18 protein-coding genes are annotated in these 20,646 nt (G+C 43.2%); 5 read left to right on the forward strand and 13 right to left on the reverse strand.

The window, feature by feature from the left end:
- Positions 1-19 precede the first annotated feature (19 nt).
- From H4K34_RS03935 to lysA, 5 genes are all read right to left on the reverse strand, one after another.
- The gene (locus H4K34_RS03935; protein ID WP_210759530.1) at positions 20-1,717 is read right to left on the reverse strand and encodes a lysophospholipid acyltransferase family protein; all 1,698 of its coding nucleotides are present in this window, start codon (positions 1,715-1,717) and stop codon (positions 20-22) included.
- 4 nt (positions 1,718-1,721) lie between these two features.
- Positions 1,722-2,978: an aspartate kinase gene (locus H4K34_RS03940; RefSeq protein ID WP_210759531.1), complete on the reverse strand. Its 1,257-nt coding sequence runs from the start codon at positions 2,976-2,978 to the stop codon at positions 1,722-1,724.
- An 89-nt stretch (positions 2,979-3,067) separates the two neighbouring features.
- Positions 3,068-4,285 (reverse strand): BaiN/RdsA family NAD(P)/FAD-dependent oxidoreductase, encoded by a 1,218-nt coding sequence (locus H4K34_RS03945; protein ID WP_210759532.1) that lies wholly within the window; start codon positions 4,283-4,285, stop codon positions 3,068-3,070.
- The gene (locus H4K34_RS03950) at positions 4,282-4,746 is read right to left on the reverse strand and encodes a GNAT family N-acetyltransferase (protein WP_210759533.1); all 465 of its coding nucleotides are present in this window, start codon (positions 4,744-4,746) and stop codon (positions 4,282-4,284) included. Before H4K34_RS03950 ends, H4K34_RS03945 begins: the two co-directional genes overlap by 4 nt.
- The gene (lysA, locus tag H4K34_RS03955) at positions 4,731-5,975 is read right to left on the reverse strand and encodes a diaminopimelate decarboxylase (RefSeq protein WP_210759534.1); all 1,245 of its coding nucleotides are present in this window, start codon (positions 5,973-5,975) and stop codon (positions 4,731-4,733) included. The genes H4K34_RS03950 and lysA overlap by 16 nt, the downstream gene beginning before the upstream one ends.
- 24 nt (positions 5,976-5,999) lie before the next feature.
- On the opposite strand from lysA, the gene H4K34_RS03960 reads away from it, so the two are divergent.
- Complete coding sequence (locus tag H4K34_RS03960; RefSeq protein ID WP_210759535.1) at positions 6,000-6,506, forward strand: hypothetical protein; 507 nt, start codon at positions 6,000-6,002, stop codon at positions 6,504-6,506.
- A 45-nt stretch (positions 6,507-6,551) separates the two neighbouring features.
- Positions 6,552-7,562: a class 1 fructose-bisphosphatase gene (gene fbp / locus H4K34_RS03965; protein WP_210759536.1), complete on the forward strand. Its 1,011-nt coding sequence runs from the start codon at positions 6,552-6,554 to the stop codon at positions 7,560-7,562.
- Between the two features lie 186 nt (positions 7,563-7,748).
- Here fbp and H4K34_RS03970 read toward each other — a convergent pair whose 3' ends face one another.
- Positions 7,749-9,494, reverse strand: a complete 1,746-nt coding sequence (locus H4K34_RS03970) for a LytTR family transcriptional regulator (RefSeq protein ID WP_210759537.1) — start codon at positions 9,492-9,494, stop codon at positions 7,749-7,751.
- 262 nt (positions 9,495-9,756) lie between these two features.
- Here H4K34_RS03970 and mfd point away from each other — a divergent pair, with 262 nt between their 5' ends.
- Together mfd and H4K34_RS03980 are read left to right on the forward strand one after the other, a co-directional pair.
- Positions 9,757-13,086 (forward strand): transcription-repair coupling factor, encoded by a 3,330-nt coding sequence (gene mfd / locus H4K34_RS03975; RefSeq protein ID WP_210759538.1) that lies wholly within the window; start codon positions 9,757-9,759, stop codon positions 13,084-13,086.
- Between the two features lie 254 nt (positions 13,087-13,340).
- Positions 13,341-13,727, forward strand: a complete 387-nt coding sequence (locus H4K34_RS03980; protein WP_210759539.1) for a helix-turn-helix domain-containing protein — start codon at positions 13,341-13,343, stop codon at positions 13,725-13,727.
- A gap of 91 nt (positions 13,728-13,818) precedes the next feature.
- Here H4K34_RS03980 and H4K34_RS03985 read toward each other — a convergent pair whose 3' ends face one another.
- A complete protein-coding gene (locus H4K34_RS03985; protein WP_210759540.1) occupies positions 13,819-15,471 on the reverse strand; it encodes a T9SS type A sorting domain-containing protein in 1,653 nt (550 codons plus the stop codon).
- Between the two features lie 40 nt (positions 15,472-15,511).
- Positions 15,512-17,068 carry an SUMF1/EgtB/PvdO family nonheme iron enzyme gene (locus H4K34_RS03990; protein WP_210759541.1) on the reverse strand — a complete coding sequence of 519 codons (1,557 nt, stop codon included), beginning with the start codon at positions 17,066-17,068 and terminating at the stop codon, positions 15,512-15,514.
- 224 nt (positions 17,069-17,292) lie between these two features.
- On the opposite strand from H4K34_RS03990, the gene H4K34_RS03995 reads away from it, so the two are divergent.
- Positions 17,293-17,757 carry a YdeI/OmpD-associated family protein gene (locus H4K34_RS03995; RefSeq protein ID WP_210759542.1) on the forward strand — a complete coding sequence of 155 codons (465 nt, stop codon included), beginning with the start codon at positions 17,293-17,295 and terminating at the stop codon, positions 17,755-17,757.
- On the opposite strand, the gene H4K34_RS04000 is transcribed toward H4K34_RS03995, so the two are convergent.
- The 5 genes from H4K34_RS04000 to H4K34_RS04020 all read right to left on the reverse strand — a co-directional run bounded on the left by H4K34_RS04000 (position 17,758) and on the right by H4K34_RS04020 (position 20,602).
- The gene (locus H4K34_RS04000) at positions 17,758-18,489 is read right to left on the reverse strand and encodes an NADAR family protein (RefSeq protein ID WP_210759543.1); all 732 of its coding nucleotides are present in this window, start codon (positions 18,487-18,489) and stop codon (positions 17,758-17,760) included.
- A 65-nt stretch (positions 18,490-18,554) separates the two neighbouring features.
- Positions 18,555-18,881, reverse strand: coding sequence for a hypothetical protein (locus H4K34_RS04005; RefSeq protein WP_210759544.1), 327 nt, complete (start codon positions 18,879-18,881; stop codon positions 18,555-18,557).
- A 112-nt stretch (positions 18,882-18,993) separates the two neighbouring features.
- On the reverse strand, positions 18,994-19,428 hold the full coding sequence (locus H4K34_RS04010) for a hypothetical protein (RefSeq protein WP_210759545.1): 435 nt from the start codon (positions 19,426-19,428) through the stop codon (positions 18,994-18,996).
- 121 nt (positions 19,429-19,549) lie between these two features.
- The gene (locus tag H4K34_RS04015) at positions 19,550-20,083 is read right to left on the reverse strand and encodes a hypothetical protein (protein WP_210759546.1); all 534 of its coding nucleotides are present in this window, start codon (positions 20,081-20,083) and stop codon (positions 19,550-19,552) included.
- 63 nt (positions 20,084-20,146) lie between these two features.
- A complete protein-coding gene (locus tag H4K34_RS04020) occupies positions 20,147-20,602 on the reverse strand; it encodes a hypothetical protein (protein ID WP_210759547.1) in 456 nt (151 codons plus the stop codon).
- Positions 20,603-20,646: the final 44 nt, after the last annotated feature.

Genomic DNA, 20,646 nt, shown 5'->3' on the forward strand with positions numbered 1-20,646 from the left:
TTAAGCCGCTCTAAGGTAATTAAAGTTCAAGATTCTGACGATGGATATACATAAATCCATCTAAAGAATTATTAAATAGCGGATCTACATTAAAGCAAACAATCAATGCATTTTGCTGTAAATACTTTTTAATCAAAGGAGGTATACGCAGATCACCGGGCTCTATTTCATCAATTCTACGATCGAATTGCACTAAATCCTCAGGACTGGAATTCATAACCATATCCCTAGCTTCTGCCTTTAATTTTAGTTTAAAAGGCTTTCGGGGCCTAATCTCTTGGGCTAAACTGGCATCGCCAAAATTCTTTAATAAGAAAGCCACCATTAGATTGCGACTAAAGATGGAAAAGCTATTGCTGATACTAGCGCATCCCACTATAAATTCCAGTTCTTCATGTCGTCGCATTACCTCCCTGATGCCATTCCACATCACAAACAGAGGTAAAGGCTTTTGCTGATGGGCCGGAATAATAAAGGCTCTTCCCATTTCCAAAGAACGCCCTAACATAGGTTGAATACGCTTCTTAAACTTGAAAAGGGTGCTTAGGTAAAAACCATTAAAGCCATATTTAGGGTAGACCTCAGTACCAATCGCCAGTCGGTAAGCGCCCACTATTCGCATTTCTTCCTTATCCCAAAGCACCAAATGATGGTAGTGATAGTCAAAGGTATCCAGATCTAAAGCCAGGTTTGAGCCCTCACCAATGGCCCGAAAGGTAATTTCACGTAAGCGACCAATCTCACGAATCATATTAGGCACCTGGGCTGCTTTGCACAGAAATACCTGATAGCTCCGTTTTTCTTCAATCAAGGCCTCCTTCTCCAGCAAAAACTCATATTCTTCCTGGATCAAATCTGCATCTACCGGATCGGCTATTGGTTTAGGCTCCGCAGGTCTTTTAGGACTAAAAAGCTTAAACTCCGGATGCAATGCATTGCTAAGGAGATACACTCTTTGGCGCAATAAGGCTGTAAGCTGATGCTCTCGCGGGTACAGGGCCAATTCCTTGGGATAAATGGTACGTCCAATTCGAATGGTTACCGGTCGTGATCGGTAGCTACGCAATTCCGAAGGCACCTTTAAATCCTGAAAGATGGGTCCTAATCGCTGTAAAAGGTGGTATAAAAATGTTTGATTCGCTTTAAAGAAAACTGGGGTTACCGGCACCTGAGCATCAGCGATTTCACGAATCATATTCACATCCCATTCTCCATCTTCCAATTGACGTTTTGAAATACGATAATTGGTACTCACAGAGCCTGCCGGGAAAATTGCCAGGGCCTTTCCTTCTTTTAGGGATTCACTTAAGCTAGCGCCAGAGCTCACCCCACTTTCATCTAAATCCCAATAATGGGCAATTGGCTTTAATCGCTGCCAAAGATCAGAGCCCACTATTCGTAGATCAGGACGAATAGACGCAACTAATTTTATAAGTAAAAGTGCATCAATTCCGGCCAGGGGATGATTACAAATCAATACCACCGGGCCAGAAGTTGGAATGCGTTTTAATTCTTCTTCAAAATATTGAAAGCTGAGATCTAATTCGCGAATAACATCATCCACAAAAAGATTTTCCTCCCGGCTATCCGTTCCAGAAAACAACTCCTCCACACTCTTCACCTTTGCCAGGTGTAATAGGGTCTTGAGTAAAGCCTCCCTGCCAATTTTAGGGAGTTTTACCGTGCGAAACATTTCTCCGGAACCAAGTCGGGCCATGCGATCAGATTCTGATTACAATTTGATAAGTGTCGGTACTTACTTGCTCGAGCAATTTACGTCCTCTGCTTTGAATGTCTGCTACCGCACTGTTATCATAATGTCTAACAGTATAAAGCTCCAAATCACCAATTACCGACACATCGAAACTCTGCTTAAGTTGCTCCAAAAGAGCGGGTGTTGCAATAGGATCATCGTTTACACAGAAGGATGAACTGGTAGCGGCATGCTGAGATAAATTCACGCGCAAGCCATACTCATGAAATAATTTATAAATTTTGGAAAGGTGATCTTCCGCAATGAAAGCCAGATCTCGGGTTGCCAAGCTGATTAATTGCTGATTGCTCTTGCGGATAAAACATGGTAAGAAGGGCTCCAAGTTAACTCCCTCCGAAATGGTAGTTCCCTCCTGGTCCAGATCACTAAATGAACGTACACGCAATGGCACGCCGCGTTCCTGCAGGGGCTGAATAGTCTTAGGGTGAATTACCGATGCTCCATAAAAAGCTAATTCGATCGCTTCCCGGAAACTGATCTTCTTCAATAATTCCGTGCCCTGAAATACCTTGGGGTCTCCATTCAAAACTCCGGGCACATCTTTCCAGATAGTCACTTCCTCGGCTTGCAAAACATAGGCAATTACCGATGCGGTATAATCGGATCCCTCACGACCTAAGGTAGTTGGATTGAAATTATCATCCGAGCCAATAAAACCCTGAGTGATATAGGAATTACCGCTCTTCACATTATCCAGAACCAAACGACGGGTTAAATTCCAGTTTACTCGGGCGGCACGATAATTTTGATCGGTACGGATCAATTTTCGAGCATCCAACCAACGGTTTTCAAAACCTTCAAAATTTAAATAAGCTGATACAATTTTGGTGGATATCAACTCTCCAAAACCAACGATCTGATCATAAACCTGATTGAAGCTTCCCACTGCTGGCGACTCTACAATGGTTTCTAACTGAAGGAATAGTTCACCTACCTCATTAGTCAGGCGCTCATTGGATTGAGGGAAAAGCTCATCAATAATCTGCTGATGCGAATTCTTCAAATCCTTCAACTGTTTACTGCAGTCCTCCTTCTTTCCATTCAAGAAAGATTTCACCAAATCCTCAAGGGCATTGGTAGTTTTCCCCATGGCCGAAACCACAATAAGGATATCATCTGCTGTAAAGTGTTGAACGATGGATGCCACGCGCTGCACTCCTGCCGCGTCTTTCACACTGGCTCCACCGAATTTAAAGATTCGCATGTTAAATTATTAAGCGGCAAAAATACTAATTAGGCTTTGCCGATATTCCACAAAATACCGTCCAGGAACGGCTTTAAGATTTTAAAGGATCAATCCAATTTGGAGGCTTTGCTCCCCGCTAGATAAGCACTGGTCCAGGCATGCTGGAAATTATAACCCCCGGTAATGGCGTCCACATTCACAAATTCGCCAATCGCATAGAGGCCTGGGTACTTCTTCACTTCATAAGTCTGCATATCCAAGTCTCGTAGGTCGAGGCCTCCGGCAGTAACAAACTCTTCCTTAAAGGTGGTTTTTCCGCTTACGCCGAAAGGACTGCGTAGCAAATTCTCAAGCAAACGATTAAACTCCTTTTTCGACAAATCTCGATTGGATTTACCCTCCGGCACCTCGGCCAAATGCAAAATGGCCTTCCACAAACGGGATGGCATATCAAAGGCCCTGCTGTTTGCTACTCCCTTGGCGGGATGGGCGAAAAAATATTCCTGCAATTGCGTTCTCGCTTCTTCTTCCGAAAGTCCCAGCCAATTAATTAAAATGGGAAACTGATAATTGCGCTCCTTCAAATCCGGGGCATACCAAGCACTCAGCTTTAATACTGCTGGCCCCGAAAATCCCCAATGAGTAATTAATAAAGGTCCTTGTTCTTTCCACTTGGTAGCGGGAATTTGCACCCAGGCGTTAGGCACCGACAGGCCCATCAAATCTTTGAGTGGTGACTGTGGTACATTAAAGGTGAATAAGGAAGGACAAGGCTGAACCCAATTCAAATCAAAGCTCTTTAAAAAAGCATAGCCACTTTCCTTAGGCTGTCCGCCCAGAGCGAGAATTACCGCCTCACAATCATATGTGGAACGATCACGAAACTCTAATCGATAGCCACCTTCTTTGGTCTCGAGCTGGATTAAATCCTTTTGCATTTGGATACGCACCCCGGCTTTTTGTGCCGCCTTTTCCAATACCTGAATTACCGATTCACTAGAGTCGCTTTTGGGAAAAACCCGACCATCAGCCTCCACCTTTAATTCCAGGCCCTGTTCCTCAAACCATGCGCGGGCCTCTGGATATCCAAAACGACCAAAGGCCTTTTTCAAGGAGCGCCCCCCACGGGGATAGGCCTTCACCAATTCTGAAGTGTAGGGACAGTGGTGTAGCACATTGCAACGTCCACCACCACTTACCCGAACCTTGGAAAGTAGTTTATTGGATTTCTCAAAAAGGACTACTTCAGTATCGGGGCTGGCAGCATGAATAGCCGCAAAGAAACCGGCCGCTCCCCCACCAATTACTGCAATTCGCTTTTTCACTCCTGTTTATTGAGCCACCACTTGCAATTCCACCATTCGGTTTCAATGCCTGCGCCCATTTTCTCATAAAAGCGCACGGCGGATTCATTCCAATCCAGTACCTGCCAATCCAATCGCTTTGCACCAGCTTCTTTCGCATAATCGGCGGTAGCTTCTAGTAGCATTTTGCCGTAGCCTTTACCGCGATGTTCAGGTTCAACGATTAAATCTTCAAGGTAATAACAGGCTCCTTTCCAAGTCGAATAGCGAGGATAAAACAATGAAATGCCGATAATACCGTCCTGAGCATGCTTTAGCACTAAGTACTCGAAACGGCCCATTTCCCAGTCTTCCAAAAGCTCCGCCTCGGTGGTAATCACTTCCTGCGGCGCCTTCTCGAAATCGGCCAAAGCCTTGATCAGGCGCAGTAAATCAGAGATATCCTCTGCACAGCCTCGAATAATTTCTACTTCTGTGGCCATTCCATTTCCACTTGGTTATGCAGGAGGTCCTCTAAATTCTGACGACGAGTAATCAAATGCGCCTTGCCTTTATGCACCAATACCTCGGCTGGTTTATAGCGACTGTTGTAATTATTGGCCATGGTAAAGCAATAGGCTCCGGCATTGCGGAAGGCTAAAATATCACCCTGACGTACCTCAGCGATCTGGCGATCATTGGCGAAGGTGTCGGTTTCGCAGATATAGCCAACAACGGTATAAACTCGCGGATCAGCCTTGGGATTGCTAATATTCTCTATATGATGGTAGGCATCGTAAAACATAGGACGAATCAAGTGATTCATACCTGTATCTACCTGAGCAAAAACGGTGGCTGTGGTTTGCTTTAAGCCATTTACCTGACAGCAAAAAGTTCCGGATTCAGACACCAGGAATTTACCAGGTTCGAATTCAATTTCAAGTTCTCTTCCATATTCCGCGCAGAACTCCTTGAACATACCAGTCATTTTTTGCCCCAACTCCTCAACATTTGTGGCAATGTCATCTGCCTTATAAGGCACCTTAAAACCGCTACCAAAGTCTAGGTATTTCAAATCGGGGAAATCGCGAGCTACATCAAATAATAATTGGGCTCCTACCAAAAAGGTATCTACATCCAGAATATCGCTTCCGGTATGCATGTGCACACCTTCTACATTGAGGTTCAGGCTTTGCACCAAGCGCTCTAGATGGCGACGTTGATGAATACTAATTCCGAATTTGGAGTCGATATGCCCTACGGAAATCTTGCTATGACCACCAGCCATAATATGGGGATTCATCCGGATACATACGGGATAGCTATTACCGTATTTAGCGCCAAACTGCTCCAGGATGCTGAGGTTATCGATATTGATACGTACACCATGGGCCACGGCCTTTTCAATTTCGGCCATAGAAACTCCATTGGGAGTGTAGATGATTTCTTCGGCGGCAAAGCCTGCTCTAAGGCCTAATTCCACTTCTTGAATAGAAACAGTATCCAAACCGGCTCCCAATTGCTGGAAGAAGCGAAGCACATTAATATTGCTTAGCGCTTTACATGCGTAGTTAATCTTAAGCTTCGATCCTTTAAAAGCCTTTTGCAAACGTTTATATTGGGCCTCCATCTTGGCCGTATCGTATATGTAAAGCGGGCTTCCAAAATCTTCGCAGATCTGGCGTACATCCAGTCCGCCAATCTCGTAGTGATCGTTCTTAAGTTGTAACATTATAATTATTATTGCCGCAAAGGTATGAATGACCATCCATCCAATTCCATGAAGGACTATACTGAAATTCAAATGATCCGTAATTGGCTCCTTTGGATTATCCTAATTGCCCTCTTACTCTTTTTCACTTTCGCTACGGTTTCGCAATTAATCTTTGGCATTCCGGTAGGCGAAAATCCTATGCCCTCCTGGGCTTTAATTGCCGGGACATTATTCATTGCCTTTATCACCGTTGTGATGGCAAGAACCCAATTGATCCTTAACATCGACACCAAAACATTGATGATTCAGTTTGGAGCTTTGGGCCGAATGGAAAGAAATTGGTCGGAAGTTTCCAAAGTGAAAATCATCAATATGCCATTGGCCAGCGTAGGAAAAAGAAAGCATCCCCAATATGGAGATCTCTACAATGCCGGTGGCAAGCAGGGGCTTTTAATAGAGTTTAAAGATCAAAGCAAGGTTTTGGTTTCAAGCCGCCAAGCGGAAAAACTGAAGGCTTATTTAAAGCAAATTAAAAAGCTGAAAGACTGAATATTTTAGACGGTCCCGCTAAATTTGCTGCATACCTCTCAATCCATGGAAAGACATATTACTCTGGGTGAGTTCATCATCCAAAACCAAAAAGACTTCCCTTATGCCAAGGGAGAACTCAGTGCTTTGCTTAGCTCCATTCGCCTCGCCGGTAAAATGGTTAATCAAGAAATCAATAAGGCCGGTTTAGCCAATATTATTGGTGCCGCTGGTGTGGAGAACGTTCAAGGTGAAGCCCAGCAAAAACTTGATGTTTTAGCCAATGACATGTTTATCAGCACCCTGCGCAAGAGGGGCGAAATTTGTGGTTTGGCTAGTGAAGAAATGGAAGAACACATTGTGTTTAACGATGAAATTCATTCCAATGCACGCTATGTAGTATTGATCGATCCTCTGGATGGTAGCAGCAATATTGATGTTAACGTATCGGTTGGTACCATCTTTAGCATATTCCGCCGGGTGAGTGAGCCTGGTACTCCCGTGACCTTGGAAGACTTTTTACAACCTGGTCATAAACAAGTGGCAGCAGGATATTTGGTTTACGGCACCTCTACCATGTTGGTATACACTACCGGAAATGGAGTGCATGGCTTTACCTACGACCCGGGAATTGGTAGCTTCTTCCTTTCGCATCCTAATATGCGAGTGAAGGAAAACGGCAAGATTTACTCCATCAATGAAGGGAACTATGTACATATGCCCGAGGGGGTAAAAAAGTACATTAAGTGGTGCCAGGAATTAGACCCTGCGACCAATCGCCCTCTCACCTCTCGTTATATTGGCTCCTTGGTAGCTGACTTCCATCGCAACCTTTTAAAAGGCGGGATTTATATCTACCCCAAGGGAACCAAAGCCCCAAAAGGAAAACTGCGCTTATTATATGAGTGCAATCCGATGGCCTTCTTGATTGAACAAGCGGGTGGAAAAGCCAGCGACGGCCATACTCGAATTATGGATATCCTCCCTACCGAATTACACGAGCGCGTTCCCTTCTTCTGTGGAAGCTCTGAAATGGTAGATCAAGCAGAAGCCTTTTTGCGTGAGTATCAAGACTAATTTTTTCATTTCAGGCTTAGAACAAGCCCCGAAATATTCCCATAAAAAAAGCGGCCTCCGATGAGAGCCGCTTTTTGGTTGAGGGGGAAGGAAAATGGTTTGATAACCGTTGGCTAAAGTCGCCTATCCCCCGCTATTCCTCAAATGTCTGGCATTAATAACCGAAATTCCGGCACGAAATACAGCTTAAGCCTCTCCCTCAAATCGCTTTTTAAGGTCCTCCTTATAAGTTCTGGAGACAGGCAGTTCCTTTCCATCCTCGAGGAGAACCTTGGTGGCATAAACTGCTTTCAAGAAAGAAGCTTGCACTAAATAACTCCGATGGATACGAATAAAGTCATGGCCACTCAATTGCTCTTCCATTGCTTTAAGGGTACTGCGCTCCACTTCCGGGTTTTTACGATTCTTTAAAAACAAGTTCACATAGTGCCCATCCGACTCGAGGTAGATCAAATCCTCAATATTGATTACCGCTTTTGATTTCAATCGCAATTGACTGGGCAATTCCGGCTCGGGGGCCTGATGTTCGTCAATTAAACTAAATTTTGCGCTTTCAAGCTTCGTGATATTGCTAAGAGCTTCGGCACTTAAGCGCGCTGCTTCGGCCTCTTCCGCTTCTCGCTCCGAAGTAATTCTTTTGGCCTTTTTACGACTGAGCCAAAAGATAAGACTCCCTAAGGCCAGGAAAACTAAAACAACCATCAGGGCCATTTTATAGGAACGTACCTTTTCCTCTTGCTGCCCTCTTAAAGCAGCCATCTCAATTTCATTACTTGCCTGTTTTATTTTAGCGGCATCTCGCTTTTGGCCCAGCTCAGCCTGTTTCTGTTTACTTAAACGCAAATACTTCAATGCCGAATCGGCCTCGCCTTTCAACTCAAAATGATGGGCAAAGGCTTCCAAATATTCAGGATCATTTAAAAAGTAGTTTTGATTGGGACTTTGCCGAATGGAATCGAAATAAGGGGCACCAGCCTCATAATCACCTTTATTATTGGCCATGCTTAAACTAAGCATCCATAAATTTTCCAAAGTCCGACCGCGGCCTCTCCCTCGTGGCGGCATTAAGCTATAGGCACTATCTAAATAAACCTGTGCCGTATCCCATGCTGCCAGTTTGCTGTAGTTCCGAGACAGATTTGCCAAAACCTCCACCTGATCGAATAATGAACCCATTTCCTGATGAATGGTCAAGGCCTTATGTAAATAATAAATGGCTGAATCAAAATTGCCCAAGGCCCGATGAGCTACCGCGATATTATTATAGGAGCGAGCTTCGATATTGCGATCCGGAACTTTATTGCTGTTTTTTAGCGCCTTTTGAAACCAGCGCAATGCTTCTTCTTCCTGATGAATCCTACCATATAATGAACCCAAACTAAGATAAGTAAGAGCAATACCCTGATAATCGATCCTTTGCTGGATCAAGGCGGTCTCCTTCATCAGCACTACAGCGGAATCATAGGACTCGCGCATCATTAGCGCATTCGCCATATTTTTAATGGCCACCGCATACTGCAGGCTATCTTGGTCCTCCATCGCCAAGCGGCGTAGAATATGAAAACTGGAATCACCACTTTCAAATTGGCGAATCCGATAATAGGATATTCCCAAATTCTTGAGTACAACCTCATAATTAAAGCGATCATCGTAGTGTTCGCCCTCTTTTAAATGACTGAGTGATTTTTTAAAATTTTTGGCGGCTTCGGTAGGATTGGCTGAAAATGTTCCGGCCAGGCCTTTTAAGAAATAAGCCCGCCCCAAGGCAACTGAATCATCCGTGTATTGCAATAGGCCCTGAGCGATTGAATCCAGAACCTTAGGATTTCGAATATCCTGTAAAGATGCTTCTACCCATTTCTCCTTTTCTCCCTGAGCATAAGCACCATAAGTCACGAGAAGCCCCAATACTGCCCCCAATATTCTCTTCATCTTCCTTCGATTTTGACAATCCCCTCGAGGGCAATATAGTTTCATTATTACACTAAGGCAAGCCGAATCTGGATAAAAATATGCCCGAAAGCCAGACCCAGCAAGGGGTTTAGAAGCTAATCCACTACTTAACAGTTAGATGAACCTGGCATTATCAAATTTTAAATCTCAATTTTCGGGTTCCGGCTCAAAGCCTCAACTCTTACCTTTGCGCGCTCACACCATCCCTCAATTAAGAGTGGATGGTTTAATGGTTTAGGGCATGGCCTACAAGGCAAGTAATTTTCTGGAGCGCTATTCGGATGATCAGCGCATTAAACTCATTCTTGATCAGTGGTCTAAAGCAGATCCTCAAAAGCTTGAAATTAGAGGTATCTCAGGATCGCTTGGCGCCATTGCCCTGGCCCAAAGCTTTCAACAAAGTGAAATACCGCATCTGATAATCCTAAATGATAAGGAGCAAGCGGCCTATTTTCTCAATGATTTGGAAGGTTTGATTGGTGAGAAAGATGTGCTTTTCTATCCCGCTTCCTATCGTCGACCTTATGACACCGAAGAAACAGACAATGCCAATGTCCTTTTACGAGCAGAGGTATTAAACCGCTTGAACAGCCGGAAGAAACCCGCCATTCTGGTTAGCTATGCCGATGCGCTTTTCGAAAAGGTAGTGACGCGCAAAAGCCTTAGTGCCCACACCTTTAGCATTAGAACCGGCGATGAGCTTAGCATTGATTTCCTGAATGAAACCCTCTTCGAATATCAATTTGAAAGAGTGGACTTCGTAATTGAGCCTGGACAGTTTTCCGTTCGAGGTGGTATAGTGGATGTGTATTCCTTCTCCCATGATCAGCCTTTCCGGATTGAGTTTTTCGATGATGAAATTGAAAGCATTCGAACCTTCGATATCGAAAGCCAACTGAGTATTGATCAGGTGAAGCGTATTCAATTAGTACCGAATGTAGAAAACAAGGTACTGATGGAAAGTCGGGAAAGTTTTCTGGAGTACATAGGTCCCAAAACCATCGTTTGGACCCAAAATTCAAATCTGATTGGGAGCAAACTTCAAGATCTTTATGAAAAGGCCCTGGAACTTTTTCGGGAGATCAACTCCGATATCAGTCGCAGTGAACCGGCGGAACTCTATATAAACAAGGAATTATTTCATCAGCACTTAAAGAACTTCCATCAACTGGAGTGGCAGGCGGATGCTGGCTTTGAGGCCAATTTAAAAATCGAATTCAACTCTAAACCTCAACCCAGCTTCAATAAGAAGTTTGAGCTCCTCGTAGATGATCTGCGCAAGCATAGCGAAGAAGATTATGACAATTTCCTGCTTTGCCTCAATCAAACCCAGGTAGAACGTTTCGATGCCATTTTCGAAGACATTGGCAAGGAGGTTAAGTTTCAACCTATTGTACACACTCTGCATGAGGGCTTTATTGACCAGGAAGCCAAAACCCTGGTTTATACCGACCATCAAATTTTCGAGCGTTATCAGAAATTCCGTTTAAGAACCGGCTACGAAAAGCGTCAGGCGGTAAGCCTTAAGGAGCTCACCGCTTTGCAGGTTGGGGATTATATCACCCACATTGACCATGGTATTGGGGAGTTCGGTGGACTGCAAAAAATTGAGGTCAACGGCAAGCATCAAGAAGCAATTAAACTGATTTACAGCGGAGGCGATGTGCTCTATGTGAGCATTCACTCTTTGCATAAGATCAGCCGCTATAATGGCAAAGAAGGCACGGTGCCCTCGGTGCATAAACTGGGATCAGGAGTTTGGCAAAAAACTAAGTCCAAGGCTAAGACTCGCGTTAAAAAGGTGGCCTTCGACCTTATAAAGCTTTATGCTAAACGTAAGGCTACGCATGGTTTTCAGTTTTCACCAGACAATTATTTACAGCACGAATTAGAGGCTTCCTTTATTTATGAGGATACGCCCGATCAAGAATCGGCTACTCAGGCCATTAAGCAGGACATGGAAGCGCAAACCCCAATGGACCGTCTTATTTGTGGAGATGTTGGCTTCGGAAAAACAGAATTGGCGGTACGAGCAGCCTTTAAGGCGGTATGCGATAGCAAGCAAGTGGCGGTTTTGGTGCCTACAACTATTCTCGCCTTTCAACATCATAAAACCTTTAGCAAACGATTGGCCGATTTCCCATGCCGAGTTGAGTATATAAACAGATTTCGCAGTAGGAAAGAGCAAACCGAAATCCTGAAAGATTTAGAAGATGGCAAGGTTGATATCATTATTGGCACCCATCGCCTGGTGGGTAAGGACATCAAGTTTAAAGACTTAGGACTGCTGGTTATTGATGAGGAGCAAAAATTTGGCGTAAGCGTTAAGGACAAGCTCAAGAACCTAAAGGTGAATGTGGATACCCTTACCCTAACGGCCACACCCATTCCGCGAACCTTGCAGTTTTCACTGATGCAGGCGCGAGACCTGAGTGTAATGACTACTCCGCCACCCAACCGCCACCCCATTGAAACCCAATTGATTCCCTTTAATGAGGAAATCATCCGCGACAGCTTGCGCTATGAATTAAGCAGAGGTGGACAGGTTTTCTTCATCCACAACCGAGTGGAGAATATTAAAGAAGTGGCGGGTATGCTGCAAAGGCTAATACCAGATGCGAAAATGGGTATTGGTCATGGCCAGATGGAAGGCAAAAAATTAGAGCAGTTAATGTTGCAATTTATTGATGGTGAATTCGATATTCTGGTGGCTACCTCAATTATTGAAAATGGTTTGGATGTACCTAATGCGAATACCATCATCATTAATAATGCACAAAATATAGGCCTGAGCGATCTGCATCAAATGCGAGGTCGCGTGGGTCGAAGCAATAAAAAGGCCTTCTGTAAATTAATTACTCCTCCCCTTTCGGCGATGAGCGATGAAGCCCGCAAAAGAATGCAGGCCATCGAAAAATTCAGTGATTTGGGAAGCGGCTTCCATATTGCCATGCGCGATTTAGAAATCCGGGGAGCCGGGGATTTATTGGGTGCTGAACAAAGTGGCTTTATCAATGATATTGGCTTTGATACCTTCCAAAAAATCCTTGCTGAAGCAATAGAAGAACTCAAGGAAACTGAGTTTAAAGATCTCTATGCCGAAGAATTAAAGAACAAGGAAAGCATCAGCGATACCCTATTGGATACTGACCTGGAGATATTGATCCCCGATCAATATGTGAATAAGGTAGATGAGCGCTTGAAGCTTTATCAGGAATTGGATCAATTGCGCACGGAAGCCGAAATTGAAACCTATGCCCGCGATTTAGCCGATCGCTTTGGACCTATCCCTCGGGAGGTGGACGAGCTTTTCGACTCAATTCGCTTACGTCGACTTGGACAGAAAATCGGATTTGAGAAAGTGGTTCTGAAGCAAGAACGCTTGCTTTGTTATTTCACCTCGGATCAGGAATCACCCTACTTCCAATCGGATCGCTTCCAAAAAGTACTCTTGTATTTGAAGTCGGCTCCGCAAGCTCAGCTTAAAGAACGCAATGCTAAATTGTATTTGAGCTTCCAGGATGTGCTCAGTGTTCACGATGCTTTTGAAGTACTCAAACCCATCCTGTAGATATTCTTGCAAAGCCTAATTTGTAGCTTCGAAAGCTGAAAATAGGATATCAAAAATTAAATCCAAAAACAGGTCATTCACATACAAAAGTCGCTTTTTCAACTACTTAGAATGACCTTCAAGTATAGGTTTTTAGTCGATATTCCTATTCAGACTTGTATTTAATCTGACTTTTAGCTTACATTTGAAATGCAATTTCTGGAGAGAGGACTTACGTTGGAGATTTAAGGGAGTTAAACGTAAGTTCATTTGAAATGCAAGATTATCGGAAGAAAGCGGAGACTATTTGCGAGAACATTCGTAAAATCCGTGAATTAAAGGGTTGGACCCGGGATCACCTGGCCGCCGAATTAAATCTATCCCCCAGCGGTTATGGAAAAATCGAACGCGGGGAAGTGGAGCTCACATTGAGCAAGCTTTATCAAATCAGTATTGTTTTAGAAACCGAAGTGGATCAGATTTTAAATTTGAATCCGGATCAGATTTTGAATTCCAAGGAAGAAAGCCCAAAAGAGGAAGTGGTTCATCATTTAAAACCCTCTTTAAATCAGGATACCCTATTGGTTAAATATGTACTTCTATTAGAGGAAAAAGTCCAAAAAATGGAAGCCAGCTTTGGCTTAGGCCGTCACGCCATTTAATCTTCCTTTAAAAACTTCCTTGCCGCAAATAAAAATCCAGGGCTTTGAATTTCTTCAGAACCCTGGATCGGAGATAAGGGAGGAGATTCTTTTAGGGTATCAATATTTTCTCGGTCGAATGATTTCCCACTTGCATTAGATAAATCCCGGAACTTAAGCCTCTTAAATCCACTTGAGACCGATCTGCAAAAGCTGGATATTCAAAATCTAAAACTGGCATTCCGTTTAAATCGAAGATCTTTCCGCTTAAGTCCTTTTGGCTCTTTGTCTGAAGTTCTAAAAATCCATCTTTCACCAAATAGCTCAGTCCGTCATCACTTCCGAGCTGCTCTTTAACACTTAAGCTGGCTGAGGACAGCAAAATTTGAAAACGCTCTTCATTTCCTGCTTCCAGAATAAAGCTATAAGCCCCATTATTCAAATCATGCAGCACCGCCAATTGACGATCTTCCAGAACAATATGATAGCTATTGGAGAGCAGGCTGTCTTCTAATTGAATTTTAAAGTTTTTACCAATTTGATCGGATTCTATTTTTAGGGGAATGACCTTCGTTCTGCTGTCCGCTGGTGAAAAATCAATCGCATTATGACTCAAAGCCTCCGCATTGAAATAGGTCATTAAATTGGGTTTGGGGCTAGAGTTTGGAAAGAAGGGCGCATCCCAAAGTGTATCCAATTGATCCTGAGTGCCCGGTATTAAACCGATTAAAATCTCATCTCGATTTTCCGGCAATTGATCTTCATACAGCGAAAGCCAAAAGCGATCTGCAGGGACATTCTGTTGCTTGTAAAAAGTGGGCGCCTCGCTTATGGTGGTATGAGAGCTATTTAAAACCAAGGATCCTAAACTTGGAGAAGCACCAGAAGCTTTCACCCAAAAGGATTGCATGGGAGCAATTAATGAAGAGCTAATATCATCAGCAAGGCCCGACCAATCGTGATAGAGTCCGGCTTCTGCATCATAAATACTGAAAGAATTAAGCACATCAGTTTTCGTAAGCTGAGTATAATCCAAGGCACAAGTGAAAGGATTGGCTATTAGGTTCCAGCCATCTTTATCACTATCCCCGCTGGTTCCTGCATTGCTTAAAGTTGGATTCACAAAGCTATACATGGTCCCATACATACTTAAAACCGAATTGTTATCCGCCACTCCATAAGGACCTACGTAAACTACATAACCTTGTCCGGCCTGATTAGCTGAACTGGATCCATCAGTGCCACTGGCTTCTGCGACAAAAACTCCATTGGTTTCATCCCAAGAATAGATATTCTCTACTCCGGATGCCACAGCCGTATTTACCTTCCCGAATTGATCAAGATTGGCATCTACGGGCATGGCCATACTATGCCAGCCAATACCACTCAAATACTGTTGAATTTTGACTTTCATTGCTGGTCCTTTGTACATGGCATAGTCGGTGCTATTAGCGTAAAGAATCAAAGAATCCGAGACGCTTAATCCAATTAATATTTCCAAGGCTGCCCCGGGTCTTATTTCCACTTGAGAGGCAGCAAGGGGACCCGCAAGGATTACGGATCCTGTTTCCAGATATAGGGTATTGATGGACTTTACACCATTATTAATACCATCCGGATTTTCGGGGCTCCAGCTAGTTCCATCGAAATAGTAATTCAAATAAGATCCGCTGGCGCCACCACCACCATATCCACCGACATATTGTGCCGAAAGAGAAACAGTTAGCAAGAAGCTTAGGAGCATAGGGGTAAATACTTTAGTCATCTTCGATAAATTTTGTTTGAAATGAGGATTTGAAATGGAATTAGGGAGCGGTTCTTACTACTCTAAATCCATAGTCTGCGCCGCGACGATCGTTGACCAGCGCTGCATAATTTCGATCGGCTACACAGAGCAAAGACAAAGCAGCAGCATTAAAGGCGCCTCCGCGAAAGCCGGCCCCCACCGCAGTTGTAACTTCACCAGACGCTAATCCCGGCCAATAGCTAACATTGGCATGGCCTGCGGTGCTTAATACACCATCTCCATGTAAACCAGTAAAGGCCCTTCCTGTACTGTTGCCCATACTAACAATGCGCTCCCACATGCTGCCACTCAATTCCATAATGCCCCAATAACTGGCTCCGGCATTAACCCGACCATTGCTACTGGGGTGAGTAGCGAATATGCCTACTCGGAAGGGAAAAGAACCATTGGTAGTGCTGCGGTAAGCTACATTGCCCGTAGTCGAGCCTGTGGCGAAATTCAAATTTATCGCCTCACCACTATTTCCTTGATTAATTACGCCGTACACCGATGTTGCCGCCAAGTTGGTTCCCCATGCGTATTCATAGATGGTTGCACTATTAGGTCCTCGGCAAGCCTTTTCATATTCCAAATCGGTCATCGGTCGTAAGGCAGCCCAATCTGCATAGGCACAAACATCCATCCAACTCAGAAAGCCACAGGCAACAGCAGCATATGTTCCCCCATTTAAGTAAGCATCTCCAGTACCGGGCCAATTGATATTATTGCCCTTTAAGAGAGCATCTGAAGCCTTGCCGGTTACTTCATAGGTGCCTGCAGTAATATCTCGTGCTGGTTTCTGAGTGCTGGTTAGCGTATTAAAGAAATCGATCCATTGTTCTTGGGTGAGCTCGTATTTCATGCAATAAAATGCCTGATAACCCTTGGGGAAGGCCGCTGGAATGGGGCCCAATCGATCTCCGCCATTCGCATTATCTGCGGCATAATAAAGATTTCCGGAAGTATTGGAAACGGTAATGGCTGCTTCAATATTTACTTGAAAGGAAGAGCCCGCTATCCCTCCTGAGAAAAACTCATTGGAAACCCCACTGCCTCCTGCACTTAAGTAATAGGAGCCGCTAGAGACATAGACCATTTCGATACCGAAAACTTTAATATCGATGGTATCGGAATCGCCAAGCCCATCAGTACCGTATTCCCAACGCAATTGAACATTATTCACGGTAAAGGTACCGGTACCATTTGCATTTCGATACAGAAAAATCCCCTTGCCATCAGCCGGCAAATCCATACTTGCCCCACTTGGAATGCTATGATTTCCGCCGCTAGTATTCAAACTTGCGTGGGCCCAGTCGCCTCGGTTGACCCGGTACTTAATAAATATCCAGGCCGCATCCCAGTTGGATGGACTACTGCTTAAACGCCAGGAGTTCTCCCAGCTAATGTCGAATTCGACCATGGCATAATCATTCACTGGATCTTTGGATGCAATTCGCACCGCACTTATGCTTAGATTATTGGCCAGGAGGCTGAAGTTGAGCATTAAAAGAAGAGCAATACTAAAAACTCTGAAAGCAATGCTTAGCGGCGATTTAAGATTGGGGGTAGTATTCATGATCTAAATTGGCTTTTGATTCATTTCAAATGTCCTGACAAAGAAGCTTTTAGCTACACTCCCCCAAGGAAAGCTCGACCGAGATCAGGAGATTAATTCCTGAATCAGGATAAGGGTCCGGCATTTAGTCATGCACGGAATAAGTACCCAAATAGCCTCTTCCGATTTTTAAAATGAGCAATCAAAATGTGGGGCATAGATTAGTTCTTGATTAAATTCGGAACATGAATTTTGAAGCCTATATCAAGAATACTGGAGGCATTCCTTTTGTGATATGTGATTATGATGCTGCACTCAAATTTATTGAGCAGCATTCCAAGCGAGTATTGATCTATGGTCCGGATCAAAAGGCCATACATCGGGCCTTGCAGCTGCGCAAAGATGGCTATGCATTGATTGCCTTAAGCAAGGCCATTTTAAAAAGCTGGAAATTGGAAGTGGGTGATCTGGTACAAATTAAGGTGGAGCCCGACACTTCTGAATTCGGCATGAGTTTCCCAGAGGAGTTCAAAATTGTTTTAGAGCAAGATCCGGAAGCGGCAGAGGTTTTTGAGAGACTAAAACCCGGTCGGCAAAGAGGGGTATTGCATTATGTAAGTCAGCCAAAAGGCGAAGAATCCCGCATTAAGCGTGCCCTTGAAATGGCAGAGAAAATGCGCACGGGTACTTTGCATGGAGGAATAGACTAGCTAAAGCTTCTGGTAAAAACCCTCCCATCCCAAAGGCTCAGGATTATAAAGTTTGTATACCTGCTGTTCTCGTTCACTTAAAGCTTTATATTCTGTGGCAAAGTCTTTCTGTTCTTTTTCATTGGCTGACCTATCCCAAGCCGCGACTAAGTCCTTTTCCAATGCGGTAAAATGTCCAAATTCAGCCAGAAAATCCCGAGCTTCCATAAGGGCAAAACCAAGTAAGTTTAATCCAGGCCATGCCTTAACATTCTGAATTTCGGGATGATCTTTTGCCATACCAATACCCCAAATACTATCTAGCGGACTGGCCTCCACTAAAACACGATTATGGGTATTCAGTAAAAAATCCATTAAATCAGGATTCTGATTAAACTTGTGAATATTCCCTAAGCGAACAATCTCAAATCGCTTTTGAAGCCAAATATCCTGATCAAAGTTTAAAACCTGGCGACCCAAATCCTTGGCTTCAGCAGGCTTTTTACTGGCTATAATCCTTTCAGCTATTTCATGATTATCGAATAAGCGGGCCTTTTGTGCCATCATCCAATTCTCAGAAGTTTTATAGCTGTATCCATTAATGCTAAAAGGGCTCTCAAACCACTGACTAAAGCAAAAGCTCCCTACTGTTTCGCCTGCCCTAGAAGTATGTCCCCAGAAATAGAGGTATTTAAATAGGGTCCCATTCTCGATGCTCGAGACAAGCCATTCTTTTGAATAATGTGTTATCATGCTAAGGTTTAGGTTTTATAAGGAAAAAGATCTTTTTTCAAAGGAACTCCAGGTATTGGATCAGCTCAGTTTTTCTCCAGGAAATTGGTCTCTACTAATTCATCATCAATAATTATAAACAAGCGATTTCCTTTGCGGATAAACTTATGAAATTCGAATTGGACATCTGGCTCTTGCCTTTCTCCATCTAGCTCCTGCAATATAAGCGGCTCTTGCTCCCACATCCATGCTGAGGCATCTAAAAGTAAAGTGTCCTCATGATATTTATACTCCCCTGAAAAGATTAGCCAAGTATTACAAGACTGGCTACGCAGGCTAAAGGTCGAATCCGTCTTTAATTCCAATTGCAATCCACCAAAAGCAGATTGAAAAACGAAGGTTTCAGCTGGCATGGCTTGCCCAAACAGATCAGGACTTATATTGATTAGAAATAGAGCTAAGCTCAAATAAAAAGAACATCTCACCGCATTATTAAATCAAAAATTAAAATTCCCATCCATTGTATTATTCATCACGGGATGCTAAATTCTTTAAAACCAATTCAAGCAAATAAACAGGCTTAGACTCCTCACTTTCCCGAAAGTAAAATCTAAGGTTCGACCTATCCAATTGAAAAGCTACGGAAACAAGTGTCCCCAACTCCTCCTTTAGTCCTGAATTCTGAGCCCCTCTCTTCATTAAATAAGCTTCCTTTCCTTTTATGAACTCAATCCAAAATTCAGATTTGCATTCTGAGCAAGGAGTATCATCAAAATATAGAAGACTCAAACTATCAGAAAGCTTAAAATCCTCCATTCTCAGATAGAGTGTTTTATTTTCAGAGTACTGATTATAATCTCGAAACAATTTATCTCCAATTGATAAATGCCAGTGGGAAATAGTATCATTTGCAAGTTGAGCTTGACCGAAGTATGGAAAACTAAGGAAGCTAAAAATCATAAGTAACTGAATTGGGTGTATGAAGCGGACCATGACTTTGGTTTATTCAATTGCTATTAGCTGAAATCACATTAGGTTTTTCTTTAGACGGAAATTGAGCCCCTTCCAGTATCTCTATTTACTAAGGAATAAAAATCTCCTTCATCCTTGAAACCCAACCATTTTCCACCCAGATAAAGAAGGGATTCCCTCGTGCTTCAAATTCATCTTGAAAATTCCCAAAATACAATGAATCAAGTCCATTTAGACCCGGAACTGATTCTATTCGTGTGGCTTCATTAAGACGATAGGCCCGAAGTCTTGGATTATCATTTGCGATGAAATAATCATTGAACACGAAATAGTTTGTATCCCCATTATCTAAAATCTCGAGCTCCGCTTGACCTCTTTTCCGAGCTTCTTCAATTGCTTGGTCGAAGGTGTAATATTGAATAAAGTCTACCACCACATAGATTTCACCATCCCTTTCAAAAGCATTTTGAATATGGCAGTAGCTACTATCCTCTTTCATATCCAATTCCAAATCCAAAGCTTTCATTTGTGAGGGAGAATCACCCGCAATTGGCTCATTACCTCCCTGGTTCTCTGAATTTAATTCAGGATTAGAACAGGCACTAATGAAAAACAATAGATAAACTGTGATGACTAACTTCATGATTTCTAAAAAGTGGAATAGGTGTTAATGCTTCTCATCTGACATGGCTTGCACCCAAAGCTTTTAATCGGAATTATCTCTTTGGCTTTCAATTTTTGAATGAGTGATAGGTTCTCCAAAATAGGCGCGCATCCAAGTGGTAGAATACACCTTGAGACAACTTAGGCTAAAGACAACAACAAGCAATGCCTCTGTCCCGTAAATCAATAAATCATTCCCAAAGTCTTCATTTCTTAAAACCCACCAACTGCGATAAATAGTAAAAACGCTCAGTATTGCAAACCAAGGTATCAACCTAAGAAACCATCGTTTAGCGCCAATACTTCGATTGATCATCCGTAAAGCAAATTGGACTAAAAAAAGGACCAGAAAAAGCTGGGCAAAATAAAGCGCCACATAAAATGGGCCCGGTAAAAAGCCAATACTCTGGTTGTATGTTGAAATAGTCCAATCAAAATTTCGAACTGCTTCTGCAAGCTCAAGTAAATAACTGGCGTAATTCAGGATAAATAATCCCAAAAGTAGAATTTGGAAAAACTTAGCTTTTCGATTCTTCCCGAGAT

Source organism: Croceimicrobium hydrocarbonivorans, from assembly GCF_014524565.1.
Lineage (GTDB): Bacteria > Bacteroidota > Bacteroidia > Flavobacteriales > Schleiferiaceae > Croceimicrobium > Croceimicrobium hydrocarbonivorans.